Raw genomic sequence first — 21443 nt, 5'->3', positions numbered from 1 at the left:
GGTGCCGTCTGATTGACTGGTCGCCGTGGACCTGCCGATCAATCCTCCGGTCGAGCCGATGCTTGCCAAGAGCGTCGCCAAGCTCCCCACCGCGTCCGGCGTGACCTACGAGCCCAAGTGGGACGGGTTCCGGTGCATCGTCTTCCGCGACGGTGACGAGGTCGAGCTGTCCAGCCGGGGTGGCAAGTCGATGACCCGCTACTTCCCGGAGGTGGTCGATCAGGCCCGCCGGCAGTTGCCCGAGCGGTGCGCGGTCGACGGTGAGTTGATCGTCATCCGGCGCGACGGGCCGAGCGGCCAGCCCCGGTTGGATTTCGAGTTGCTGGCCCAGCGCATCCACCCGGCCGCGTCCCGGGTGCAGATGCTGGCCGAGACCACACCTGCCGATTTCGTCGCGTTCGACCTGCTGGCCATCGGTGACGAGGCGTTGCTCGACAAGCCCTACCCACGTCGCCGGGAGCGGTTGGTCGAGGCGCTGGCCGGGGTGCGCCCGCCGGTGCACGTCACCCAGGTCACCACCGATCCCGACACCGCCCGCCGTTGGTTCGACGTCTTCGAGGGCGCCGGGCTGGACGGGTTGATCGTCAAGCCGGCCGACCTGCCGTACGAGCCGGGCAAGCGGCTGATGTTCAAGGTCAAGCACACCCGCACCGCGGACGCGGTGGTGGCCGGCTTCCGCTGGCACAAGTCCGGCCCGGTGGTGGGCTCGCTGCTGCTCGGCCTGTACGACGACGCCGGGGTCCTGCACCACGTGGGGGTGAGCGCGTCGTTCACCATGGCCCGTCGCGCCGAGCTGCTCGACGAACTGGCCCCCTACCGGGACACCGGCGGCGAGCATCCGTGGGTGCACGGCGACCACGAGCGCGGCCAACGCATCCCGGGTGGGGTGAGCCGGTGGACCGGCACCAAGAACCTGGAGTGGGAGCCGGTCCGCCCGGAGCTGGTGGTCGAGGTGGGCTACGACGCGATGGAGGGCGACCGGTTCCGGCACACCGCACGGTTCGTCCGCTGGCGTCCTGACCGCGATCCCCGGTCGTGCCGTTACGACCAGCTCGACCGGCCGATCCGCTTCGATGTGGACCAGGTGCTGCGCGGTGACCCGGCGGCCACCGTGGACCGGGCCGCCAGTGGCTCGGCGTAGCCTGGCCGTCGACTCGACCCCGGAGGAGCACGTGATCCGCACCGCCCATCAGCCTCGGCTGGCGACCAGTCGACGGGTCCGCCGCACGCTTGCCGCCTTCACCGTCGCGGCGCTGCTCACCGCCGGTTGCACGCTGCCCGCGTTCGCGCCCCGCACCGAGGTGGAGGGCGCGGCCGCGCCGACCGGCAGCGCGCCCACCTGGCGGCCCTGCCCGGAGGTACCCGACGACCTGGTCGGGCGCGGCGCACCGGGCATGCGCTACGAGTGTGCCCGGATCGCGGTGCCCCGCGACTGGGGCACCGGCGGCGGGGCGAGCGCCGGGCCGGGCGCCGGGGAGACCTTCGAGATCGCCCTGCTGCGGGCCCGCTCCACCAAGCAGCGTGACCGGGTCGGCTCACTTGTGGTCAACCCGGGCGGCCCCGGCGGTTCCGGCGTCGACACCGCCGTCTACCTGTCGTTCGGCCCCCAGTTCGGCGGCCTGCCCACCTCGATCACCGAGCGCTTCGACATCGTCGGGTTCGACCCGCGCGGGGTCTCCCGGTCCAGCCCGGTGAAGTGCATCTCGGACGCCGACCTGGACGCCAGCTTCGGCTTCGACCCGGACCCGGCGAGCCAGTCGGAGTTCGACGGCTTCGTCGGTCTGAGCCAGCGGATCGGGCGCGGCTGCGGCGACCGGTACGGAGACCAGTTGCCGTTGTACGGCACCGAGCAGGCCGCCCGCGACATGGACGCGGTGCGCGCCGCGGTCGGTGACGACAAGCTCACCTACCTGGGCTACTCCTACGGCACGCTGCTCGGTGCCACGTACGCCCAGCTCTACCCGCAGCGGGTGCGGGCGCTGGTGCTCGACGGGGCCGTCGACCCGCAGCAGCGGCTGGTGGAGGGTTCGGAGAGCCAGGCCCGCGGCTTCGAGCGGGCGTTCACCAACTTCACCCGCTGGTGCGCCGCGAACGCCGGCCGCTGCCCGATCGCCCCGGACGCGCGGGCCGCGGTCACCTCGGCCATCGACAAGGCCAAGGTCTCCCCGGTACGCGGTGCCGGCGGGCGGGAAGCCACCGCCGGCTGGGTGTTCTACGCGGTCATCTCCTCGCTCTACACCGAATCCGGCTGGCAGGAGCTGGCCCAGGCGATCGACAAGCTGGCCGAGGGCGACCCGAAGGACGTGTTCCGGCTCGCCGACGCGTACGCCGGCCGGGAGGACGACGGGCACTACTCGAACCTGTTCGACGCCAACCTGGCCATCAACTGCGCCGACGAGACGGAGAAGCCGAGCCGGGAGCAGATCCGGCAGTTGCAGGCGGAGTGGCGCGGCAAATACCCACTGTTCGGGCCGGCGCTGGCGGTCGGCATGCTGAGCTGCGTCGAGTGGCCCGGTGGGCGTGACCCGTACCCGACCGGGAAGGCGAACGGCGCACCGCCGATCGTGGTGGTCGGCACCACCGGCGACCCGGCGACGCCCTACGAGCAGACCCCACGGCTCGCGTCGATGCTGGGTGTCGGTCGGGTGCTGACCTGGGAGGGCGAGGGCCACACCGCGTACCCGCAGACGTCCTGCATCACCGACGCGGTCGACGCCTACCTGCTCGACCTGACGGTGCCAGCGGAAGGGAAGCGCTGCCCCGCCCGCTGACTGGTTGGGCGGGCGGCAGCGGAGACACCTCGATGGTGAGATGTCGCCGTACCCGACGGTGGAGGCGGTCACCACAGCCCACCAGACGGCGTCGGCCGGGCTGCGCTCCTCGACCTCGCCGTAGATGAAACCGGCCACCACGATCATCAGCAGGTACGAGGTGATCAGCGTGCGGGGCGAGTTTGGCGAACCGCACGAACCATCGGTCGGGTTCGTTGTGCCAGGCTCACCGGCATGACCGACGTGACCTACCGGGAGGCGGTCCGGGCTGACCTGCCCGCCGTCATCGCCCTGCTCGCCGACGACGTTCTGGGCAAGGCCCGCGACTTCACCGAGGTCGACGAGGCCTACGAGAGGGCGTTCGCGGCCATCGACGCGGACCCGCGCAACCAACTGATCGTGGCGGAGCAGGCCGGCGACCTGGTCGGCTGCCTGCAGATCACCTACATCCCCGGCCTGGGTCGGCACGGCGGTGAGCGATCGCTGATCGAGTCGGTTCGGGTCCGCTCGGACCGGCGCGGCCAGGGGCTGGGCCGGGACCTGATGAGCTGGGCCGTCGACCAGGCCCGGCAGCGCGGCTGCGCCCTGGTGCAGCTCACCACCGACAAGACCCGCGTGGACGCGCACCGCTTCTATCTGGGCCTCGGCTTCGTGGCCAGCCACGAGGGCATGAAGCTCGCGCTCTGACCGGGGCCGGACTACATTCACTGCCATGAGTGGGCCGGCGACGACCGGCGGTGGGCAGCCGCGCGCGTCGTGGAGCTGGGCGGGTCGCACGCTCCTGATCGTCGGTGTCCTGCTGGTCGTCGTCGCGTTCTGGCTGCCCGCCTGGCGGAGCGTGTACCCCGGCCGGACGGATGTCACGCCGGGCAAGGAGGTGATCGTCGGGGCGCTGCCGTTCGCGGTGGTCGCCGCCGTGTTCGCGGTGCTGTCGCTTGCCAACGCCGGTCCGTCCCGCTGGGTGTGGCGGCAGGCCAGCCTGGGGATGCTCGTTTCCAACGTGCTCGCCTGCGGCAGCCTCACCGGTGCGTTCTGGTACTTCGAGGTCAATGACCCCTACGTCGAGGAGGAACTGCTCGGCAGCGGGCCGGGCGTCGGGATACTGCTGGCCCTGCTGGGCTGCCTGCTGATCCCGTTAGCCGGGTCCCTCCCCAACGGCCGCAAGGGCGCCGACCGGGCCGACCGGGCGACGTAGGAAATCGCAACGACCGCCGAAGCGCCACGCGGACGACGCCACTCACGGAGTCGCACCTCGGGTGCCGGGGTTGCACCTCGGCACCTGTAGAGCTGCCCCGGATCTGGGGCAGCGAGTCGCGCCGACGCCAGGCCGGCGAAGACCACCGCCCGGCCCACCGCGCGGTCCAGATCTGGGGCAGCTCTACAGGGAGCGAGCACACCCTTCAGCCGTCGACCAGGCGGCCGTCGCGCAGCATGAGCACCCGGTCGGCGAGGTCGATCAGGGCCGGGTCGTGCGTGGCCACCAGCGCCGTCATGCCGCGCGCGTGCACCACCGCGCGCAGCAGGTCCATGATGGACCGACCGGTCTCCGAGTCGAGCTGACCCGTGGGCTCGTCGGCGATGAGCAGATCCGGCTCGTTGGCCAGGGCTCGGGCGACCGCGACCCGCTGTTGCTGCCCACCGGAGAGCTCGTACGGGCGCTGGGCCGCGTGTCCGCCCAGGCCGACCAGTTCCAGCAGCACCGCGACCCGCTGCTCCCGCTCGGCGGCCGGCACCTGCGCCAGCCGAAGCGGCACACCCACGTTCTCGGCGGCGGAGAGGATCGGCACCAACCCGAAGGTCTGGAACACGAACCCGACGGTGCCCCGGCGCAGTTGCAGCAGTTCCGCCTCGCCGGCCGCGGTCACCTCGTGCCCGGCCACCACCACCTGACCGCTGTCCGGGCGGTCGAGACCGCCGATCAGGTTCAGCAGCGTGGTCTTGCCGGCACCGGACCGGCCCCGGATGGCGACCAGCTCACCCTGGTTGGCGCTGAACGAGACGTCGCGCACCGCGTGCACGGCGTGTTCGCCCCGGCCGAAGGTACGGCTCACACCGCTGACCCGGACCACCTCGGCCGGTCGCCCGGCGGGTCCACCGCCGAACCCGGCCGGATCGGTCACCACCATGTCCCGACGACTCATGCCTGTGCTCCCCGCTCGTCCGAGGCCCGGTCGCCGGGCCGTACCTGCACGTGATCCGGTTCCAGATCGAGCCGGACCCGCTCCCTCAGCGCGAGCGCGTCGACGAATGCGGCCGGTAGCTGCATCCGGCCGTTGCGGTCCAGCACCGCGTACTCCTCGCTGACCAGCTCGGTGTTGCCGTCCGCGTCGATCCGGGCGGTCCGGCGTACCTCGGAGGCGGTCCGGCCGTCGCGGATCGCGACGGTCCGGCGGACCTGCGTGGACACGGCGTGGTCGTGGGTCACGACCACGATGGTCACGCCCAGCTCGGCGTTGATGGTGCGCAGCGCCGCGAAGACCTCCGCGCCGGTCGCCTCGTCCAGTTCACCGGTCGGCTCGTCGGCGAAGAGCACCTCCGGGTCGTTCGCCACGGCCACCGCCACCGCGCACCGCTGCTGCTCGCCGCCGCTGAGCTGCCCCGGCCGGCGGTCCGCGCAGTAACCCACACCGACCATGTCGAGCAGTTCCCGGGCCCGCTCCCGGCGGGCCTTGCCGCCGCGTTTGCCGGCCAACTGCATCGGCAGCTCGACGTTCTCCAGGGCGGTGAGGTACGGCAGCAGGTTGCGCCCCGTCTGCTGCCAGACGAAGCCGACCAGTTCCCGCCGGTAGCTCAGCCGCCGCTTGGTGGACAGGGAGAGCAGGTCGTAGTCGGCCACCCGGGCGATGCCGGCGGTGGGCGTGTCCAGGCCGGAGAGGATGTTGAGCAGGGTCGACTTGCCCGAGCCGGACGCGCCGACGATCGCCACCAGCTCCCCCCGGTCGATGACCAGGTCGAGCCCCTGGAGGGCGACCACCTCGACCCCCTCGGTCTTGAAGATGCGCACCAGACCGTCGCAGACGATGTGTCCGCGCAGTCGGTCCTGCCCGCCGGCCCGCTCGGCGGCACGTTGCGCTGCCCGCTGTTGCAGGGAGGCCAGGTCGGGCACCAGTGAAGTCTGGGCGGTAGCGGTCATCTCAGCTCTCCTCTCCGAGCCGAAGCACCTCACCGAGGCGCAACCGGCGGTTGTTCAGGGCCTCGACGGCGACCGCGAAGCCGAGGGCGACCACCCCGAGCGCGAGCACCGCCGCCACCAGGCCGGGTTCGAAGGCCACCCGGACCGGCATGCCACTGGTGAACGCGGACAGGCCGAGCACCGGGTTGAGCAGCAGGGGCAGCACCGCACCGACAAGCGCGCCGGTCAGCACCGACACCCCGACCAGCGGGGCCAGCTCGACAAGCAGCAGCCCGCGCCACTGCCGGCGGGACAGGCCGAGGGTACGCAGCCGGGACAGCACCTGGCCGCGGGCCCGCGCGCCGGCCAGCACGGTGAACGCGATGGCCAGCAGCCCGAGTACCGAGCCACCGACGGCACCCGCGACGAACCCGAAGGCCAGTACGCCGTTCGCGCCGCCCGCACCGAGATCCCGCCGGATGTCGGCCCGGGTGTCGACGACGACTCCGAGCGGGCGTTCCTGCCCGGTGACCGCCCCGGCCTGCTGGTACCGCAGTTGCCCCTGGTCGCCGGCGCGGCGCAGCGCCTCGGCGTCCAGTCGATCGCCGGCGACCAGCAGGCTGGTCGCCACGGGTGTGGTGGTGCGCGCCGGCAGCGCCTGCCAGGGCAGGATGACGAACCGGTCGGTGTCCGCTGTCAGCAGGGGGAAACTCTCCTCGCTGCCGGCCACCCGGAACTCGTACCGCTGGCCCTGCACCGAGATGAAGGCGGAGCGGTCCAGGCCGGCCTTGGCGAGATCGGCGGCGATCGCCGGCGAGACGATCGCCGGCACCGGACCCGGTTCGGGTCGGGCGGTGCGCAGCGCGGCCGGAAGCGGCAGCTCCACGTCCGATTCCCGGGCCACCGTCGCCAACCCTGAGCCGTCGACAAGCAGCACCGCCGTCTCCTCGAGCCGCGGGTCGGTGCCGAGTTCGTCGGCTGCCAGCCGCTCGTCGGATCCGAACAGCACACTGGTCACAGCCCGGACCCCCGGCAGGCGACCCAACTCGTCGACGGTGTCGGGAGCGAAGCGCTCACCTCGGATCACTGCGTCGGCGGGCACGATCCGCTCGGCGGCCCGGTCCCGGCTCGCGTCGACGCCGGCGGCGACGACCGCGCAGAACGCCGCGGTGCCGATCGCGAGCACCACGACGACAAGCGGGGCGGCGACCGCCGACCGGCCGGCCCGCGCCGTGCCGAGGAAGGCGACACTGCCCCGGGTCCGCGCGGCCAGCCGGCTGACCAGCAGCAACGGCCAGGGGTACGCCCGCAGCGCGAGCACCGCCGCGGCGACCGCGAGCAGCACCGGCACCGACACCAGCAGCGGGTCCACCTCACCGAGGGTGAGGCCGCGTCGACGCAGCAGCACCGCGGCGAGCACGGCGACCAGCAACACGGAGACCTCGACGGTGAGCCGGCGGGTCGACGGGCGCATCCGGACCAGGTCGCCGCGGGACGCCCCGCCGGTGGGCACGGCCAGCGTGGCAAGCGGCAGTGCCAGGGTCACCAGGACGGCCGCGGCGATCACGTACGGCGTGCTCGGGTCCGGGGCACCCGGGAACAGGGTGCCCAGCCACCAGCCGAGCGCGGCGGCCACCGGCACCACCAGCAGCGACTCGGCGAGGCTTCGTCGGGCGCCGGCAGTGGTCCCGCCGCCGCGGGCCCGGATCAGCACGAACTCCGCCCGGCGCCGCCGGGTGGCGAGCGTGGCGGCGAGCACGATCAGCCCGGCCAGCGTGGCCAGTACGCCGGCGGCGATCACCGCCAGCAGGGTCCGGGCGGCGTTCACCTGGGCGGCGAACGCGCGTAACGGGATATCGACGCCCTGGGCCAGCGAGAGCTCGGCCGGCTTGCGTCGCTGCGACTGCTGGAGACCATCGATCAGCTCATCCAGCTTCCGCGCATCGATCTTGTCGGCGTCCAGCCGGTACCGCCAGTTCGCGCGGATCGGCCACCCCGCCGCAGCCCGCTTGTCGAGGGTCGACTGGCCGATCACGCCGGAGGCGATGAACGGCTGACCGTCCCCCTGCGGTGGGATGATCTCCAGCATTGACGGCAGCCCGTCCCAGATGCCGCCCGTACGGTCGACGGGGCGGAACAGCCCCACCACCGTCAGCGGGACGTCGTCGTAGAGCCGCTTCTGGTCGTCGACCTTGCCGATGCGCAGGTGGCTGCCGGTGCGCAGGTTGAGTTTCCCGGCCACGTCGGCGTCGAGCGCCACCTCGATCGGCCGGTCGGGAAGGTACGTCTCACTCGGCCACGCCCCCTCCACGAGGGTGCTGGCGTCCTGGACGCCGGGCATGCCCCGCAGCCCCAGGTCGACAAGCAGGTTGCGGGCGGCGAGGTCCGGGCCGACCACGCGGGCCGGTTGCGCGTCCACGTTGTACCACCGCTCGGTCACCACCGACCGCACCTGCGGCGACATGTCCGCGGCCAGCGCGTCGAACCGCTCGCGGGCGTAGGTCATGGCCGGCTTCAGGGCTGGGGCGGTCATCACGCCGGTGGTGTACGAGAGGTCCCGGCGCACCGGCAGCTCACTGTTGAGCTGTGTCCGAAGCCCTTCTTCGGCGAGCTGGTTGACCAGCCGGGGCACGCCGCTGATCAGCAGCGTGACCACCAGGGTCAGCACCGCCAGCAGCAGGAACTGCCCGCCGTACACCCGGACCCGCCGGGCCACCGCGCCGACGCTCATCGTTCTCCCCCGATTCGCAGTTGCACCGCCGCCACCCGCTGCCGGATGCCGGAGGCGATGAACGCGCTGAAGGCGAGCGCCGCCAGCAGCAGACCGACTGCGGTCAGACCGATCGGCACCCAGGGCAGCTCGAACGTCGCCGGGGGGATCGGCCGACCAGCGGCCGGGGTGAGGATGACAAGTGGGGCCATGGTGGCTCCGACCGCGGCACCGAGGAGCAGACCCACCCCCACGCCGATGCCGGCGAGGAAGGCCTGTTCGGCCAGGAGCGCCCGGGCCAGCAACCGGGGCGTGGCGCCGAGGGTGTTCAGGACCGCGAACTCGCTGAGCCGGCGTCGGGCGGTTGCCCACACGTCCACCATCAGGCCGACGACGGCGAGCAGCACCGCGCCGAGCGCCGCGGCGAGCATGCCGGTACGCGAACCCTGCCAGTACGGGTCCTCCGCCGCGGCGGTGATCTCCGCTGCCCGGTTGAGGACGGTGACTCCCGGTAGCTCGTCGGCCGCCCCGGCGGCGGCCGTCGCGTCGGTGGCGCCGATCCACCACTCCGGTACCGGGCGGATCGTCCCGCCGGTACCGAGCAGCGCGTCGACAGCGGCCGGCAGGTCGAGCAGTACGCCCTCGCCGGTGGTGGTGGGCACGGAGTCCAGTTCACCGACCAGGTGGACTTGCAGCGTCACCCCGGAGAGCGTCAGCTCGACGGTGTCGCCCATGCGCAGGCTCAGCGCATCGCGTACCCCGGGGGTCATCAGGACCGGGACGGCGGCGACCGGTCCGCCCGCCACTCCGGGTACGACGACGAACCGGCTCGCCGGTCGATCCATCCGACCCCCCTCGGTGATCAGCGTGACGGGGCGGTTGGTGGCGAGCCCGGCACCGCTCGACTCCACAAGCGTGCGCGGCCCACCGAGCCACGTCGCCGTCCAGTCACCGGGCAGCTCGGCGGGCCGGGCCGTCCCGCCGGCATCGACGAGCGCCAGCCCCTGCACCGCGAACCCGTACGCGGTGCCGCCCGCGAACCTGGTGTCGGCTTCGAAGCCGGCCAGCCGCAGCGGCGCGCCGCCCACGTCCGGCAACCTGACCGTGAACCGGCTGGCCTGCCCGGTGCTCGGTGCCTCGGTCGCCGGCAGCCGGAGAGCGAGCCCGTCGGGGGTGGTGAACAGCAACGAGACCGCGACCCGGTGCGGCTCGGCGGGTTGCTCGACCGGCGTACGGACGGTGCCGGTGACCGCTTGGGTGCCCGCCGGCAGCTCGACTCCCCCGGTCGCACCGCGCGCCTGGATCATCCGCCGGTACTGCTCCGACACCGGGTCGTCGCTGAGCCGGTCGGCGAGTCGGACGACCCCGGGGGCGCTGGCCGGGTCGACAGCGATCACGGTCACCGGCAGGTCGTCTCGGCCGACCCGGATGTCGTCGCGCCATGCCGGCAGCGCCCGGTGCACGCCCGGCAGCTTGGCGAGTTCGGCGGCCCGGGTGAGCGGGGCGTTCCCGTCCCGTTCGGTGACCCGCAGGTCGGCACCGACCGTGTGCCCGGCCTGCTCGACCTGGGACCGCTCCCCCGTGCTGATCAGGGACCAGGCCAGGGTGCTGCCACCGACGGCGAGGGCGAGCAGCAGCACCGGGCCGGCGTGCGGACGGCGTCCGGCCTGCCACATGCCGAACATGGTGGCCGTCCAGGGCCGCCGGTCGACGAACCGCTCGGCGAACCGGGTGACCGGTGGCAGCACCCGCAACGCCAGCACGGCGCCCGCCAGCACCCCGAGTGTCGGGGCGGCGATCAGCAGCGGGTCGAGCCCTAGCCGGCCGCCCGAGCCGGCCAGCGGTGAGGCGTACCGGCGAAGCTGCACCCAGGCGAGCACGGCGAGCGCCACGAGCATCAGGTCGACGCTGGCCCGCTGCACGCTCGCCGCCCGGTTCGGGCGCGACCGCGCGGCCATGTCGGCGACGTACGTGCCGGCGCCGCGCAGCGTCGGGGCGACCATGGCCACCAGACAGCCGGCGGCCGTGGCCGCGGCTGCCGCCCAGACGAGGGTGGTGTTGCCGCCGGCGGCGGACAGTTGCTCGGCGCCGCCGGGTCGGACGAACCGCAGCGCCACGCTGGCGATCACCGGCGCGAGCAGAACCGCGGGGGCGACCACCAGGGTCGCCTCGCGGGCGGCCAGGCCGGCCAACTGTCGGCGGGCGGCGCCGCGGGCGCGCAGCAGCGCGGTCTGCGCGCGACGGTCCTCGTGCAGGAGCGCGGCGACCAGCACCAGCGCGTACCCGCCGAGCACCAGGATGAGCAGCAGCGGGGTGGCCAGCGCGGAACGGCCGACCAGGTCGGCGCGGCCAATCCGGTCCAGCAACTGCGGCATCTTGGTCACCGCCTGGCCGGAGCTGCCCAGTTGGGCGGCTTCGGGCACCGCCGTGGACGCCTCGGTGAGGGCTTTCCGCACGGCGGGAAGGTCTGCCACGTCGACGCCGCCGAGATCCGGTTCGACGAGCCAGGACGCCGACACCGAGCCGGGGAAGGTGGCCGCGAAATCAGCCGGGTCGAGTGCGAACGGCCCGTACGACGTGCCGGAGGCGGCGCTGCCCGTCCCCACCCCGGGGGCCAACAGCCAGTACGCGTCCGCCGGGTCGCGGGGCCGCCAGGTGCCGGCGAGCACCAGTTCGCTGCGCCGTTCGGTGGCCCGGTCGCGGACCGGGATGCGTTGGCCGACGGTGAGGCCCAGCGCACCCGCGGCCCGCTCCGGGAGGCTCACCTGGGTCGGGTTCGCTCCCGGGCGGGGCCAGGCTCCGCTGGTCAGCTCCGCGTGTCCGGCGAGGTCGTCGAGGGTGGCCAGGTTGGCGAAGACGGGCTCGTCGTCGGTGCGGGGCACGGATCCGAGCGAGCCGGTCAGCTCCCGCCCGGTGCCGTACCGGGCGACGAAGACGCTGACCGGCACGCCGGCGAGCCCGTCGGTGAACTCGGCGCGGACCGCCCGGTCGTGGGTGGCGAACTCGGCCGCGTCGCGCCCGCTCGACCCGCTGACGAGGAGACCACGTTCCTCGGCCGGCGAGGCGGCCACCAGCGCCCGCTGCCCGGCATCCACGGCCCGACGGTTGTAGTCGGACAGCCCGGTGACCAACGCGACGGCGACCAGGGCCGCGATCACCGCGGCGACCAGCAACCCTCGCGCCTCCCGAGCGCGCCTCCACACCAGCTTCATCCGACGCCTCCCCTGGCCCTGACGGGCCGACGACCATCAAGACAGGCCACCCACCGGGAAAGGTTCGCGCCCGTTACTTGATCGTTATTACGAGAGGAGTCGGCTCAGACTCGCCTGGCGCCCCGGACGGCCGCCGGCCCGCGCCTCGGACGGCTAGCTGCCGCCCCGGACGTTGCGGATGCCGAACGCCACCGCTCCGATGACGAGCACGACGCCCAGGAGCTGGAGACCAGGCGAGTCGTCGGCCTCCCCGAGCACGATGCCGGCGACGCCGATGGCGATCGCGAGGATGACGCCGACGGTCAGGACGTACCTCATGGGGTTTCCTCCTCGACCCACTCGAGCAGATCTCCGGGCTGGCAGTCGAGGACCCGGCACATCGCTTCCAGCGTGCTGAAGCGGACGGCCTTGGCCCGGCCGTTCTTGAGCACCGCCACGTTCGCCGGCGTGAGCCCGACCCGCTCGGCGAACTCGCCGACACTCATCTTGCGTTTGGCCAACTCGACGTCGATGCGGACGACGATGGGCATCAGATCACCGCCTCCATGTCGGTCCGCAGCGTGGTCGCCTGCCGCAGCAGCGCGCGCATCACCACCATGAGGAGCCCGAGCACCGTGACACCCATCGTCAACAGAAACAGCAGGATCGGGCCGCCCGGGTCGTCCGCGTTGAAGCCGACGTAGAGGAAGACACCCACGAGCACCACCCACGCGGCACCGATCGTCCACACGATCAGGTCGACCCACCTCAGGGACGCTTCGGTGAAGATGCGGTCGTTCTTGACCAGGCTCAGCAACTTCCACGTCGACACGATGACCACCTGGACGCACAGCACCCAGAACACCGTGATGGCGGTGAGAGGCCACCGGAGGTAGGCGTGCTCCGGCGACTCCTGGGCCAGGTGCGCGAACTGCCCGGGCAGCGAGAACGTCTGGAACCCGATCAGGACCACGAACAGCACGCCGAGAAAAACTCTGAGAGCGGCTACCGCTCGATGCTCTGTAACCATGCATCGAGTTTCGCTCGTTACCTATCGAAAGTCAATCGGTTTGTCGAGCCTCGACGTCCGCTTGCGGAGGCGTCGGCCCGGGGACCGGTCGCGCCTTCTGGGGGTAGATCGTCTCGTGGCGAGCCAGCATGGCGACGAACTCCGCGATCTTCCGCTCGCGGGTCTGCGCCCGTTTGACGGCGTTGAGGCGGTGGATGAGAGCGAACCGGTTGGCCTTGGTGAGGACGTCGAACATGGCCTGCGCGGCGGGGTCGGCGGCGATGGCGGCGAGGAGGTCGTCCGGCACCTCAGCTTCCGACGGCGGGGCGTAGGCGGCCGACCAGCGCCCGTCGGCCTTCGCGGCCTCCACGGCGGCGCGACCCGAGGGCTGCATCAGCCCCTGCTCCTCCAGCCGGGCCACATTGGCGACGTTGCGTTGTGACCAGGAACTGCGGGACCGGCGCGGCGTGAACCGGATCCAGGAGCTCTCCTGATCCCGCTTACGGGCCTGCCCGTCGATCCAGCCGAAGCACAGCGCCTCGTCGACCGCCTGCTGCCAGGTCAGGGTCGTGACCGTGCCGCCCTTCCTGGTCAGGGCGAGCCAGACACCGGGCGACGTGGCGTGGTTGGCCGACAACCACGCGCGCAGGGCGGCGGCGTCCGCGACGATCAACTCATCCAGCTCTGGGCTCACCATGCCGGCAGGCTAACCGCCACGGCCGACACCACCGCCCCGCCGACACCACCACCCCGCCGACATCACGGCCGACGCCGTCGGCTGGCAGGCCCTAGCATCGTCGCCATGGCAACGCGGCTCGTACAGATCAACATGAAGGCTGGGGACGACGCCGCACTCGGCGGTTTCTGGGCGGAGGCGCTCGGCTGGGGGATCTCCAGCGAGGGACCGGGCGTGACCAACCTCGAACCCGAGGGCTTCGTCTACCCCGATCCCGTCGCCGTCTGCGTCGACCTCGTCGTCTCCACGGAACCCAAGACGGTGAAGAACCGCGTGCACGTCGACCTCGCCACCACCTCGGCGGCCCATCAGGCGCAGGTGGTCACGCGCCTGCGGGACCTCGGCGCGACACTCGCCGACGTCGGCCAGGGCGACGTGCCATGGACGGTCATGGCCGACCCGGAGGGCAACGAGTTCTGCGTGCTGGACCCCCGGCCGCTCTACCGGGACACCGGGCCGATCGCCGCGGTGGTGGTCGACTGCGCGGACCCGCGAGCCATGGCCAGCTTCTGGGACAGGGCGATGGACTGGACCCTGCACGAGGTGACCGACCACAGCGCGGTGTTGCGCTCCGCCAAGGGCGTCGGCCCATATCTGCGGTTCGTCCGCACACCAGATGTGAAGACCGGGTGGAACCGCGTCCATCTCGACGTCCGCCCATACCCGGGCGACGACCTGGCGGCCGAGGCGGCCAGACTGCGGGCCCTCGGCGCCACCGCCGTCGACCTGGGCCCGAACGAGGTCCCGTGGACCGTCCTCGCCGACCCGGAAGGCAACGAGTTCTGCCTCCTCGCCCCCGGCTGACCCGAACCCCCGCCATCCGCGGTTGGGCTACGTCCGCCGGTGATAGTGGTTGCGGCGCGGGAGCTGGTCGGGGTCGAGCCGGGCCGGCGGTACGAACTCCGGTTTGCCGTCGCCGCCCAGCCGGACCGTCCACTCGCTCTGGTGCAGGTGCCGATGGTGGTGGCCGCAGAGCAGCACCGCGTTGTCCAGGCTGGTCGGGCCGCCATCGGCCCAGTGTCGAATGTGGTGGGCGGCGCACCACCGGGGTGGCCGGTCGCACCCGGGAAAGGCGCAGCCACCGTCGCGCAGCACCAGCGCCCGCCGCAGCGGACCGCTGACGAGGCGCCGTTGCCGGCCCACGTCGAGGACCTGACCGGCACCGCCCAGCACGGCCGGCAGGATGGCGGCGTCGCAGGCGAGCCGACGCACCGTCTCGGGAGTGAGGCGCAGGCCGACGTCGAGCGCACCGGCGTGCAACTGCCGCGTCAGTTCGTCGAAGCTGGTGGTGACGACGAGCTGGGCGGGGTCGCCGCCGTTCTCCGGCAGCTCACCGGTGCGCAGCGCCAGCCGGCACACCTCGGCGAGGGCGTCGTGCCGGCGCTGGCCGGCGCTACGCGTGTCGTCGGGCCCGCTGGGTGCGCTGAGCGGGTCGATGGCGGCGCGCACGAGCGCGGCGGTCTCCGCGTCGAGGGTGCCGCTGAGCCGTAGCCGTCCGCCGGCCTGCTCGGAGACGGTGACGTGCCGGTCTCGGGTTGCCCGGGCGGCCTCGGCGTCCAGTGCGGCGCGGGCGGCGGCGTCGGCGATGTCGGGGGGCGACGTGGTCGAGGATGCGGGTGCTGAGCTTGCGCAGCAGGGTGGGGTCGAACTGCCCGGCCCACTCGACAAGCACACCCACGGCCTTGTCGGCGACCTCCGGCCCGGCGGCCGTCTGCACGGTGCTGACGGCGTCGGCGATGACCCGGGCCTGCTCCACGGTTACCGCGCCGGTCGCCAGAGCACCCCGCACCGCTGTCGGGGCCGCGTCGACGCAGGCCGCGAGGTCGACCAGCCGGTGCGCGGCGGGAACTGTCAACCGCAGTCGCTCGCGCAGCCAGACCACCGTGCTGGAGGCGCCCTGCGTCAGTGCGGTGCCGCGACCGTCCAACTCGCGCACCAATGCCAGCTTGACAGCGGCGAGACGTTGCTCGACGCGGTGCGCGGCGTCGAGAGCAGCGATCAGCTCATGCTCGGCGAGGGGCCAGGCGGCCGCGTCGGTGCAGATCGCCACCGCACTCTCCGCCCGCGCCAACTCATCGATCACACCCAAACTCTAGAACAGGTGTACGACAACTCCGGCCGCGCCAGGCACCGCGGATGGCCCAGCCCTCGGCCCCGTGCCGACATGCCACTAGCAGTCTTCCTGATCGACCTGGCATCAGAACACGGTTTCCCAACGGAGCTGGCGGTCGAACACCTCGCCTTGCTCATCACCATCGCCCTTGATACAGGTCAGCGAGTCCAGGACCTACCAGCCAGCGCTCGACCGGATGCCGTCGCCCGGCTGGCTGTCGACAGCTTCGGCATGACTCGCGAACAAGCCGCTGCGCGGGCAGCGAGGCTCCGCGCAACTCGGCTTACCGAGGATGATTTCGTCCAACCAGGTGAAGATTGGCAGGCGAGGTGGCAAGCACTCACAGTGACCGACGACTACCAGGACTACCACCAGCTTCTCCCGGAGGTGATCACACCACCCGGACGAACACCGGAGGAACCGCTCGACCGCGCAGATTGACCACCGAGGCTGGACCGCCCGCTCACCCGCCTGAGGCGAGGCCGCTCAGGCGCTCTCGTCGTCGGGCGCGCGCTTGGCGCGGCTGGGCTGCACGCGCTTGGGCTCGCCGGGCATCTTCGGGTGGTCCGGCGGGTACGGCAGGTCGCCCTGGCCGGCGGCGGCGTCCCGGTCGGCCCACTCCAGCAGGGGCGTGATGTCCCACGGAGCGTCGTCGATGCCGGCGTGCGGATCGCCGCGCTCGGCGAGCCGGGCCGGGACGGTACGCAGGTCGAAGTCGTCCGGGTCGACGTCGGGCAGCTCGTCCCAGGTGACCGGGGTGGAGACGGTGGCCCGCGCGTTGGCCCGCAGGGAGTACGCGCAGGCGATCGTCCGGTCCCGGGCCATCTGATTGAAGTCGACGAAGACCCGCCGGCCGCGCTCCTCCTTCCACCAGGCGGTGGTGACCAGGTCGGGGTGGCGTCGCTCCACCTCCCGGGCGAGCGCGATGGTGGCCCGGCGCACCTCGGTGAACGTCCAACGGGGCTGGATGCGCAGGTAGACGTGCACACCCCGGCCACCGGAGGTCTTCGGCCAACCGGTCACGCCCAGCTCGTCGAGGAGCGCGCGGACCTCCCCGGCGGCCCGCGCCGCGTCGGCGAAGTCGGTGCCGGGCTGCGGATCCAGGTCGATGCGCAGCTCGTCGGGTCGGTCGACGTCGGCGGCGCGCACCGGCCACGGGTGGAAGACGATGGTGCCCATCTGCGCCGCCCAGGCCACGTGCGCCAGATCGGCCGGGCACAGCTCCGCCGCACTGCGACCGCTGGGGAAGGTGATCTGCGCGGTCGTCACCCAGGGCGGCACCCCTCGGGTGGGCACCCGCTTCTGGAAGAACGCCTCGCCCTCGACGCCCTCGGGGAAGCGTTGCAGCGTGGTGGGACGCTCCCGCAGGGCGCGCATGATCCCGTCGCCGACCGCGACGTAGTAGTGGAAGACGTCCGCCTTGGTGAAGCCCCGCTGGGGGAAGATCACCCGGTCCGGACTGCTCAGCCGTACGGTGTGCCCGGCCACCTCGACCTCGGTGACCGCTGCCTTGGTGCCCGCCATCTCGCGACCTTATGCCACGCCCCCGACGTTCGACGTACCGTTGACGGGTGAGTCTTGACGACAACGAGCTGCCCCGCACCGACGACGAGTGGCGGGTCCGGTTGACCCCCGAGGAGTTCCACGTCCTGCGGGAGGCCGGCACCGAACGCCCGTGGGTCGGCGAGTACGTGGACACGAAGACCCAGGGGGTCTACCACTGCCGCGCCTGCGGGTTGGAGCTCTTCTCCAGCGACACGAAGTTCGACTCGCACTGCGGGTGGCCGAGCTTCGACGACGCCATCCCGGGCCGGGTGAAGGAAATCGAGGACCGCAGTCTCGGCATGGCGCGCACCGAGATCCGCTGCGCCCGCTGCGACAGTCACCTCGGGCACGTCTTCCACGGTGAGGGCTTCACCCCGAAGGACACCAGGCACTGCGTCAACTCGATCTCGGTCCGGCTGGAACCCCGCTGACCTGAGCTGTCCGGGCACGGCGGCGAGCGCTCACCGCGTACCCCGGAGCAGCTCGACCTCGGCGGTCCGGGACTGCTCGATCCGCCGGGCCAGGTCGCGGACCTGCTCGTTGCGGCCGACGCCGACCTGGGCTCGGGCCAGGTCGGCCGCCGCACGCTGGTGGTCGGCGAGCACCTCGCGCAGTGCCCGGTCGACGTCCGCGTCCGGCGCGGTCCGCAGTCGGTCGAGCGCGGCGTCGTCGCCGTGCCCTTCGTGCTTGTGTGCGCCCGCGCTGGCACCCGGCCCGGTCGTGGGTAACCAGCCGCGCATCGCGGACAGCTCGTCGGCCTCGGTCGCCTCGATGGCGGCGGCCAGGGTGCGCAGCGCGTCGTCGCGCACCCGGTCGCGAGCCAGCGCGACGATCTGCAGGGTGCGTTCGCTGTGCGCGACCATCGTGGTCAGGAAGACCACGTCGATCCCGCTCATCGCGTCCCCGGCGACCGCGGACCCCGCGCCCCCGGGTCCGGGCGACGCCGCCCCGACCGGGGACGCGGGGGCCGGTTGCGGCACGGCCGGCGGGCTCGACGTGGGCGACCCGCCGCAGGCGCCGGTGAGCAGCAGCGCGGCGACAAGGGACACCAGACGGGTACGACGGGGCATGCCGGGGTGCTCCGTTCACGCGGGGACGGCGGCACGAGTGCGGCCGGTGGCCGCACCCGTGGGGTCAGACCTGTTGCCAGAGCGCCGGTACGTTCGGCGGCTCCCAGCCGGGGATCGCCGTGTGCGCCTGCCGGCAGCGGTACGTCCGTCCGCCGTAGGTGACCTGGTCACCGACCTGGTACGCCCGGCCGGTCGTCCAACTGCCGCCCGGGGCGGGCGTCGTGCTCGGCGTGGCGGTCGGGGTGGGCCGTGGGGTGGGTGAGGCGCTCGGGGTGGGGGTGGGGGCCGGCCCGCCACCGCCGCCGATCTGCACGTCGATGCAGGAGTAGAAGGCGTTCGCGGTGTCGGAGATGTTCCACACCGCGAGGATCTTCTGCCGACCGGAGAAGCCGCCCAGGTTGACGGTGTGTGAGACCGTCGCGCCCGGTTGCTGGCCGTTGCCGTTGACCACGCCGACCCGGGTGTTGCCGATCCAGTACTCCCAGTTGCTGGTGGCGTGGCGGGCGGTGTTGACCCAGGTGAAGGTCAGCGAGCTGCCGACCGAGGTGGCCGGCCAGCCCCGGTTGTCGTCGTTGAGGACGGCGAACTGGGCGATGCCGGCGTTGCAGCTGCGCAGGCCCTTGGGCCCTTCGACGCTCTGCGGCTCGTACTTGATCTGCCCGCAGTCGGGCACCCGGCCCTGCGCGCAGAGCGCCTGCCGGCTGGGCGGGGCGGAGACGTAGCCGTGCGCCTGCGCGGGAGCGGCGACGGTGAGGGTGGCGGCGACGGCACCGGCCGCCACCAGCGGGATGGTGATTCTTCGACGCATCGGGGCGGCTCCTTCTCCAGGGTCCGGTAGGTGCCCCTCAACATAATTTAAACTTTGTTAACAGTAAAGACTCCCATCAATAAATCCATCGATGGTGGCGAGTTTCCCTGTCAGATCCGGAGCAGGCTGCCCCGGTCGTCGACCTGGTCGGCCGACTCGTCGTCCAGCCAGACGCCGCCGGCGGCGAGGTAACGGAAGACGTACTCCCCCGGCGGGAGTTTCACGGTGACGGTCCGCATGCCGTCGCGGCGGGTCACCAACTCGTGTCGACCCGGCTCCCAGCCGTTGAAGGAGCCGACGACGCTCACCGGGCCGGGCGGGGAATCCCGGGGCAGGCAGAAGGTCACCCGGGTCTGGTTGCCGAAGAGCTTGTTGCGCTTGATCACTGTGACCCTCCGGGGGTTGCGGCGGTTCACCTGAAACAACGGACAACACGCCGGAGCCGACACGCCGCCCCGGCCGCCGGAGAGCGGCATTTCCGTCCGCGCCCATCCGAGGTTGCGGCATTCTGGGCGAAATGTCGTGATGAGGGGGGTTGGCGATGGCCACGTGCGAGGTCTGCGGCAACGACTACTGGATGGCGTTCGAGGTGCACACCGTCAGCGGCGACGTGCACACCTTCGACTCGTTCGAGTGCGCGATCCACCGGATGGCACCGATCTGCGAGCACTGCCAAATCAAGATCGTCGGGCATGGCGTCGAGGTCAACGGCCGCTTCTTCTGCTGCGGACACTGCGCCCGCGCGGTCGAGGGCGCCGAGGGCGCAGAGATCCGCGACGCGGTCGGCGCCCGCCCGGCCTGACCGCACGCCCACGGTCGTGCCGGCCGGCTGAAAAACCGCCAGATCCCACCACGATCCTCCGGTACGGTCGGCCTCCGTGTCCCTCTCCCGTACCGTGCCGCCGGCCGCCCCGGCCACGGCCGCCGGTCCGGCCCGCACCGGCCTGATCCAGATCACCGTCACCGGCGTGCTGTGGGGCACCACCGGCGTGGCGGTGCAACTTTTGCGCGACGGCACCGGGCTCAGCCCGGTGAGCATCGGCTTCCATCGCGTCGCGATCGCCGCTCTCGTACTGCTGGCGTGCACCGCCGGCCGGCTCGGCACGCTGCGGTCCGCGCTGCGGGCGGCACCCGTACCGCTGCTGCTCACCGGCGTCGGCCTCGGCCTCTACCAGGCGCTCTACTTCGTCGCGGTGGCGTGGGCCGGCGTCAGCGTCGCCACAGTTGTCAGCCTGGGTCTGGCCCCGGTGCTCGCCGCGGCCTGGGAGTCGGTGCGCGCCCGACGCCTCCCCGGCCCGCTGCGCCTCGCCACCCTTGTCGCCGCCGTGCTCGGTCTCGCCCTGATCACCGGGGCGACGGCAGATCCCACCGCCGCGGCGCCCGCGCCACTGCTCGGCCTGCTCGCGGCGACCGGCTCCGGCCTGGGGTACGCGGTGACCACCCTGATCAGCCGGAACCTGTCGCAGCACACCGCGCCGATGACGCTGACCACCGTCTCCACAGTGGTCGGTGCGCTGGCCCTCGCGCCGTTCGCAGTGGTCGCCGGGGTCAGCGTGCCGCTCCGCCTGGACACCGTGGCACTGCTGCTGCACCTGGGCGTGGTCACCACCGCGCTGGCGTACGCGTTGTTCTACGCGGGGCTGCGCACCACCCCGGGCAGCGTCGCCGCCGTGCTCACCCTGCTGGAACCGCTCACCGCCGCGGCGCTGGCGGTGGCGCTGCTGCACGAGCCGCTCCCGTTGCCGGTCGTCGTCGGCGGCGTCCTGCTGCTCACCGCCGTGGCCGCCACCTACCTGGCACCTCGACCGGACATCCGCTGAGTGGGCCTACCATCGGTGGGTGCCCCAGCAGACCACCGAAATCCGGACGGCGTCCTTCGCCGACCTGAACGCCCGCACCTTCCACGACCTGCTCAAGCTGCGCATCGACGTGTTCGTCGTGGAACAGCAGTGCCCCTACCCGGAACTCGACGGGCGCGACGTCGAGCCGGGCACCCGGCACCTCTGGCTGACCGACGGCGGCGCGCCGCTGGCGTACCTGCGGATCCTGGCCGACCCGGACGGCACCGCCCGGATCGGTCGGGTGGTGGTGGCCCCGCAGGCGCGCGGCGGCGGGCACGCCGGCCGGCTGATGAGCGCGGCGCTGGAGGTGGTGGGCAACCGGCCCTGCGTGCTGGACGCCCAGTCGCACCTGGTGGCGTTCTACACCCGGCGCGGCTTCGCGGTCAGCGGCCCGGAGTACGTCGAGGACGGCATCCCGCACACCCCGATGCGCCGCGATGTCATTGACGACTGACGATCGAGCTGGCATGGTTTCGGGGTAGAGCCGTCGCGGGAGCCAGCGATTAGGCGCGGGAGTGGGCAACTCCCGTCGATCCG

22 protein-coding genes and 2 pseudogenes are annotated in these 21443 nt (G+C 72.5%); 10 read left to right on the top strand and 14 right to left on the bottom strand.

All coding sequences use genetic code 11. From position 1 onward, the window contains the following. Nucleotides 1-25: 25 nt before the first annotated feature. Both AB0F61_RS01380 and AB0F61_RS01375 read left to right on the top strand, forming a co-directional pair. Nucleotides 26-1141 carry an ATP-dependent DNA ligase gene (locus AB0F61_RS01380; RefSeq protein WP_357802005.1) on the top strand — a complete coding sequence of 372 codons (1116 nt, stop codon included), beginning with the start codon at nucleotides 26-28 and terminating at the stop codon, nucleotides 1139-1141. A 58-nt stretch (nucleotides 1142-1199) separates the two neighbouring features. Continuing rightward, entirely contained in the window at nucleotides 1200-2771 is a 1572-nt protein-coding gene (locus AB0F61_RS01375) for an alpha/beta hydrolase (protein WP_357802109.1), read from the top strand. Nucleotides 2772-2861: 90 nt separating this feature from the next. On the opposite strand, the pseudogene AB0F61_RS01370 reads toward AB0F61_RS01375, so the two are convergent. Next, nucleotides 2862-2918 (bottom strand): annotated as a pseudogene (locus tag AB0F61_RS01370) (hypothetical protein); the annotation flags it as partial. Between the two features lie 87 nt (nucleotides 2919-3005). Here AB0F61_RS01370 and AB0F61_RS01365 point away from each other — a divergent pair. Continuing rightward, the gene (locus AB0F61_RS01365; RefSeq protein ID WP_357802002.1) at nucleotides 3006-3458 is read left to right on the top strand and encodes a GNAT family N-acetyltransferase; all 453 of its coding nucleotides are present in this window, start codon (nucleotides 3006-3008) and stop codon (nucleotides 3456-3458) included. A gap of 25 nt (nucleotides 3459-3483) precedes the next feature. Further along, the gene (locus tag AB0F61_RS01360) at nucleotides 3484-3966 is read left to right on the top strand and encodes a hypothetical protein (protein ID WP_357801999.1); all 483 of its coding nucleotides are present in this window, start codon (nucleotides 3484-3486) and stop codon (nucleotides 3964-3966) included. Nucleotides 3967-4171: 205 nt separating this feature from the next. Here AB0F61_RS01360 and AB0F61_RS01355 read toward each other — a convergent pair whose 3' ends face one another. The 8 genes from AB0F61_RS01355 to AB0F61_RS01320 form a co-directional block, all read right to left on the bottom strand. Continuing rightward, nucleotides 4172-4897 (bottom strand): ABC transporter ATP-binding protein, encoded by a 726-nt coding sequence (locus AB0F61_RS01355; RefSeq protein ID WP_357802107.1) that lies wholly within the window; start codon nucleotides 4895-4897, stop codon nucleotides 4172-4174. 11 nt (nucleotides 4898-4908) lie between these two features. Further along, the gene (locus AB0F61_RS01350) at nucleotides 4909-5904 is read right to left on the bottom strand and encodes an ABC transporter ATP-binding protein (RefSeq protein ID WP_357801996.1); all 996 of its coding nucleotides are present in this window, start codon (nucleotides 5902-5904) and stop codon (nucleotides 4909-4911) included. Nucleotide 5905: 1 nt separating this feature from the next. Then, complete coding sequence (locus tag AB0F61_RS01345) at nucleotides 5906-8614, bottom strand: FtsX-like permease family protein (protein ID WP_357801995.1); 2709 nt, start codon at nucleotides 8612-8614, stop codon at nucleotides 5906-5908. Continuing rightward, the gene (locus AB0F61_RS01340; protein ID WP_357801993.1) at nucleotides 8611-11805 is read right to left on the bottom strand and encodes an ABC transporter permease; all 3195 of its coding nucleotides are present in this window, start codon (nucleotides 11803-11805) and stop codon (nucleotides 8611-8613) included. Before AB0F61_RS01340 ends, AB0F61_RS01345 begins: the two co-directional genes overlap by 4 nt. A 153-nt stretch (nucleotides 11806-11958) precedes the next feature. Next, entirely contained in the window at nucleotides 11959-12123 is a 165-nt protein-coding gene (locus AB0F61_RS01335; RefSeq protein WP_357801990.1) for a hypothetical protein, read from the bottom strand. Then, nucleotides 12120-12335: a helix-turn-helix transcriptional regulator gene (locus tag AB0F61_RS01330; protein WP_030336216.1), complete on the bottom strand. Its 216-nt coding sequence runs from the start codon at nucleotides 12333-12335 to the stop codon at nucleotides 12120-12122. The genes AB0F61_RS01335 and AB0F61_RS01330 overlap by 4 nt, the downstream gene beginning before the upstream one ends. After that, on the bottom strand, nucleotides 12335-12814 hold the full coding sequence (locus AB0F61_RS01325; protein WP_357801987.1) for a DUF2975 domain-containing protein: 480 nt from the start codon (nucleotides 12812-12814) through the stop codon (nucleotides 12335-12337). The genes AB0F61_RS01330 and AB0F61_RS01325 overlap by 1 nt, the downstream gene beginning before the upstream one ends. 31 nt (nucleotides 12815-12845) lie before the next feature. After that, a complete protein-coding gene (locus tag AB0F61_RS01320) occupies nucleotides 12846-13490 on the bottom strand; it encodes a YdeI/OmpD-associated family protein (RefSeq protein WP_357801985.1) in 645 nt (214 codons plus the stop codon). A gap of 105 nt (nucleotides 13491-13595) precedes the next feature. Between AB0F61_RS01320 and AB0F61_RS01315 the strand changes: the two genes are divergently transcribed. Then, nucleotides 13596-14333: a VOC family protein gene (locus AB0F61_RS01315; protein ID WP_357801982.1), complete on the top strand. Its 738-nt coding sequence runs from the start codon at nucleotides 13596-13598 to the stop codon at nucleotides 14331-14333. Between the two features lie 27 nt (nucleotides 14334-14360). Here the strand turns inward: AB0F61_RS01315 and AB0F61_RS01310 are convergent. Then, nucleotides 14361-15612 (bottom strand): annotated as a pseudogene (locus tag AB0F61_RS01310) (DUF222 domain-containing protein). 81 nt (nucleotides 15613-15693) lie between these two features. On the opposite strand from AB0F61_RS01310, the gene AB0F61_RS01305 reads away from it, so the two are divergent. Further along, complete coding sequence (locus AB0F61_RS01305) at nucleotides 15694-16083, top strand: hypothetical protein (RefSeq protein ID WP_357801979.1); 390 nt, start codon at nucleotides 15694-15696, stop codon at nucleotides 16081-16083. Between the two features lie 45 nt (nucleotides 16084-16128). Here AB0F61_RS01305 and ligD read toward each other — a convergent pair whose 3' ends face one another. Beyond that, complete coding sequence (gene ligD, locus AB0F61_RS01300) at nucleotides 16129-17166, bottom strand: non-homologous end-joining DNA ligase (RefSeq protein ID WP_357801976.1); 1038 nt, start codon at nucleotides 17164-17166, stop codon at nucleotides 16129-16131. A 47-nt stretch (nucleotides 17167-17213) separates the two neighbouring features. Here ligD and msrB point away from each other — a divergent pair, with 47 nt between their 5' ends. Continuing rightward, nucleotides 17214-17618, top strand: coding sequence for a peptide-methionine (R)-S-oxide reductase MsrB (gene msrB, locus AB0F61_RS01295; RefSeq protein ID WP_357247712.1), 405 nt, complete (start codon nucleotides 17214-17216; stop codon nucleotides 17616-17618). Between the two features lie 30 nt (nucleotides 17619-17648). Here msrB and AB0F61_RS01290 read toward each other — a convergent pair whose 3' ends face one another. The 3 genes from AB0F61_RS01290 to AB0F61_RS01280 all read right to left on the bottom strand — a co-directional run bounded on the left by AB0F61_RS01290 (nucleotide 17649) and on the right by AB0F61_RS01280 (nucleotide 19451). Next, nucleotides 17649-18257 (bottom strand): DUF305 domain-containing protein, encoded by a 609-nt coding sequence (locus tag AB0F61_RS01290; RefSeq protein ID WP_357801972.1) that lies wholly within the window; start codon nucleotides 18255-18257, stop codon nucleotides 17649-17651. A gap of 64 nt (nucleotides 18258-18321) precedes the next feature. Then, nucleotides 18322-19065, bottom strand: a complete 744-nt coding sequence (locus AB0F61_RS01285) for a lytic polysaccharide monooxygenase (RefSeq protein ID WP_357801970.1) — start codon at nucleotides 19063-19065, stop codon at nucleotides 18322-18324. Between the two features lie 110 nt (nucleotides 19066-19175). Continuing rightward, nucleotides 19176-19451, bottom strand: a complete 276-nt coding sequence (locus AB0F61_RS01280; protein ID WP_357801967.1) for an isoamylase early set domain-containing protein — start codon at nucleotides 19449-19451, stop codon at nucleotides 19176-19178. A gap of 155 nt (nucleotides 19452-19606) precedes the next feature. On the opposite strand from AB0F61_RS01280, the gene AB0F61_RS01275 reads away from it, so the two are divergent. From AB0F61_RS01275 to AB0F61_RS01265, 3 genes are all read left to right on the top strand, one after another. Beyond that, complete coding sequence (locus tag AB0F61_RS01275) at nucleotides 19607-19867, top strand: hypothetical protein (protein ID WP_007456992.1); 261 nt, start codon at nucleotides 19607-19609, stop codon at nucleotides 19865-19867. Nucleotides 19868-19943: 76 nt separating this feature from the next. Next, nucleotides 19944-20885, top strand: coding sequence for a DMT family transporter (locus tag AB0F61_RS01270; RefSeq protein ID WP_357801965.1), 942 nt, complete (start codon nucleotides 19944-19946; stop codon nucleotides 20883-20885). A 19-nt stretch (nucleotides 20886-20904) separates the two neighbouring features. Beyond that, entirely contained in the window at nucleotides 20905-21360 is a 456-nt protein-coding gene (locus tag AB0F61_RS01265; RefSeq protein WP_357801963.1) for a GNAT family N-acetyltransferase, read from the top strand. Nucleotides 21361-21443 lie beyond the last annotated feature (83 nt).

Source organism: Micromonospora sp. NPDC023888 (genome assembly GCF_040639415.1).
Classification (GTDB): Bacteria; Actinomycetota; Actinomycetes; order Mycobacteriales; family Micromonosporaceae; genus Micromonospora.
The sequence above is the reverse complement of the archived record's forward strand: the minus strand, read 5'-3'. Positions and strand labels throughout refer to the sequence as shown.

Bases quoted from the DNA above. Each gene is read 5' to 3' on its own strand.
- AB0F61_RS01365 (WP_357802002.1), top strand. From the start codon at position 3,006: ATGACCGACGTGACCTACCGGGAGGCGGTCCGGGCTGACCTGCCCGCC.
- AB0F61_RS01360 (WP_357801999.1), top strand. From the start codon at position 3,484: ATGAGTGGGCCGGCGACGACCGGCGGTGGGCAGCCGCGCGCGTCGTGG.
- AB0F61_RS01355 (WP_357802107.1), bottom strand. From the start codon at position 4,897: ATGGTGGTGACCGATCCGGCCGGGTTCGGCGGTGGACCCGCCGGGCGA.
- AB0F61_RS01350 (WP_357801996.1), bottom strand. From the start codon at position 5,904: ATGACCGCTACCGCCCAGACTTCACTGGTGCCCGACCTGGCCTCCCTG.
- AB0F61_RS01345 (WP_357801995.1), bottom strand. From the start codon at position 8,614: ATGAGCGTCGGCGCGGTGGCCCGGCGGGTCCGGGTGTACGGCGGGCAG.
- AB0F61_RS01340 (WP_357801993.1), bottom strand. From the start codon at position 11,805: ATGAAGCTGGTGTGGAGGCGCGCTCGGGAGGCGCGAGGGTTGCTGGTC.
- AB0F61_RS01335 (WP_357801990.1), bottom strand. From the start codon at position 12,123: ATGAGGTACGTCCTGACCGTCGGCGTCATCCTCGCGATCGCCATCGGC.
- AB0F61_RS01330 (WP_030336216.1), bottom strand. From the start codon at position 12,335: ATGCCCATCGTCGTCCGCATCGACGTCGAGTTGGCCAAACGCAAGATG.
- AB0F61_RS01325 (WP_357801987.1), bottom strand. From the start codon at position 12,814: ATGGTTACAGAGCATCGAGCGGTAGCCGCTCTCAGAGTTTTTCTCGGC.
- AB0F61_RS01320 (WP_357801985.1), bottom strand. From the start codon at position 13,490: ATGGTGAGCCCAGAGCTGGATGAGTTGATCGTCGCGGACGCCGCCGCC.
- AB0F61_RS01315 (WP_357801982.1), top strand. From the start codon at position 13,596: ATGGCAACGCGGCTCGTACAGATCAACATGAAGGCTGGGGACGACGCC.
- AB0F61_RS01305 (WP_357801979.1), top strand. From the start codon at position 15,694: ATGCCACTAGCAGTCTTCCTGATCGACCTGGCATCAGAACACGGTTTC.
- ligD (WP_357801976.1), bottom strand. From the start codon at position 17,166: ATGGCGGGCACCAAGGCAGCGGTCACCGAGGTCGAGGTGGCCGGGCAC.
- AB0F61_RS01290 (WP_357801972.1), bottom strand. From the start codon at position 18,257: ATGCCCCGTCGTACCCGTCTGGTGTCCCTTGTCGCCGCGCTGCTGCTC.
- AB0F61_RS01285 (WP_357801970.1), bottom strand. From the start codon at position 19,065: ATGCGTCGAAGAATCACCATCCCGCTGGTGGCGGCCGGTGCCGTCGCC.
- AB0F61_RS01275 (WP_007456992.1), top strand. From the start codon at position 19,607: ATGGCCACGTGCGAGGTCTGCGGCAACGACTACTGGATGGCGTTCGAG.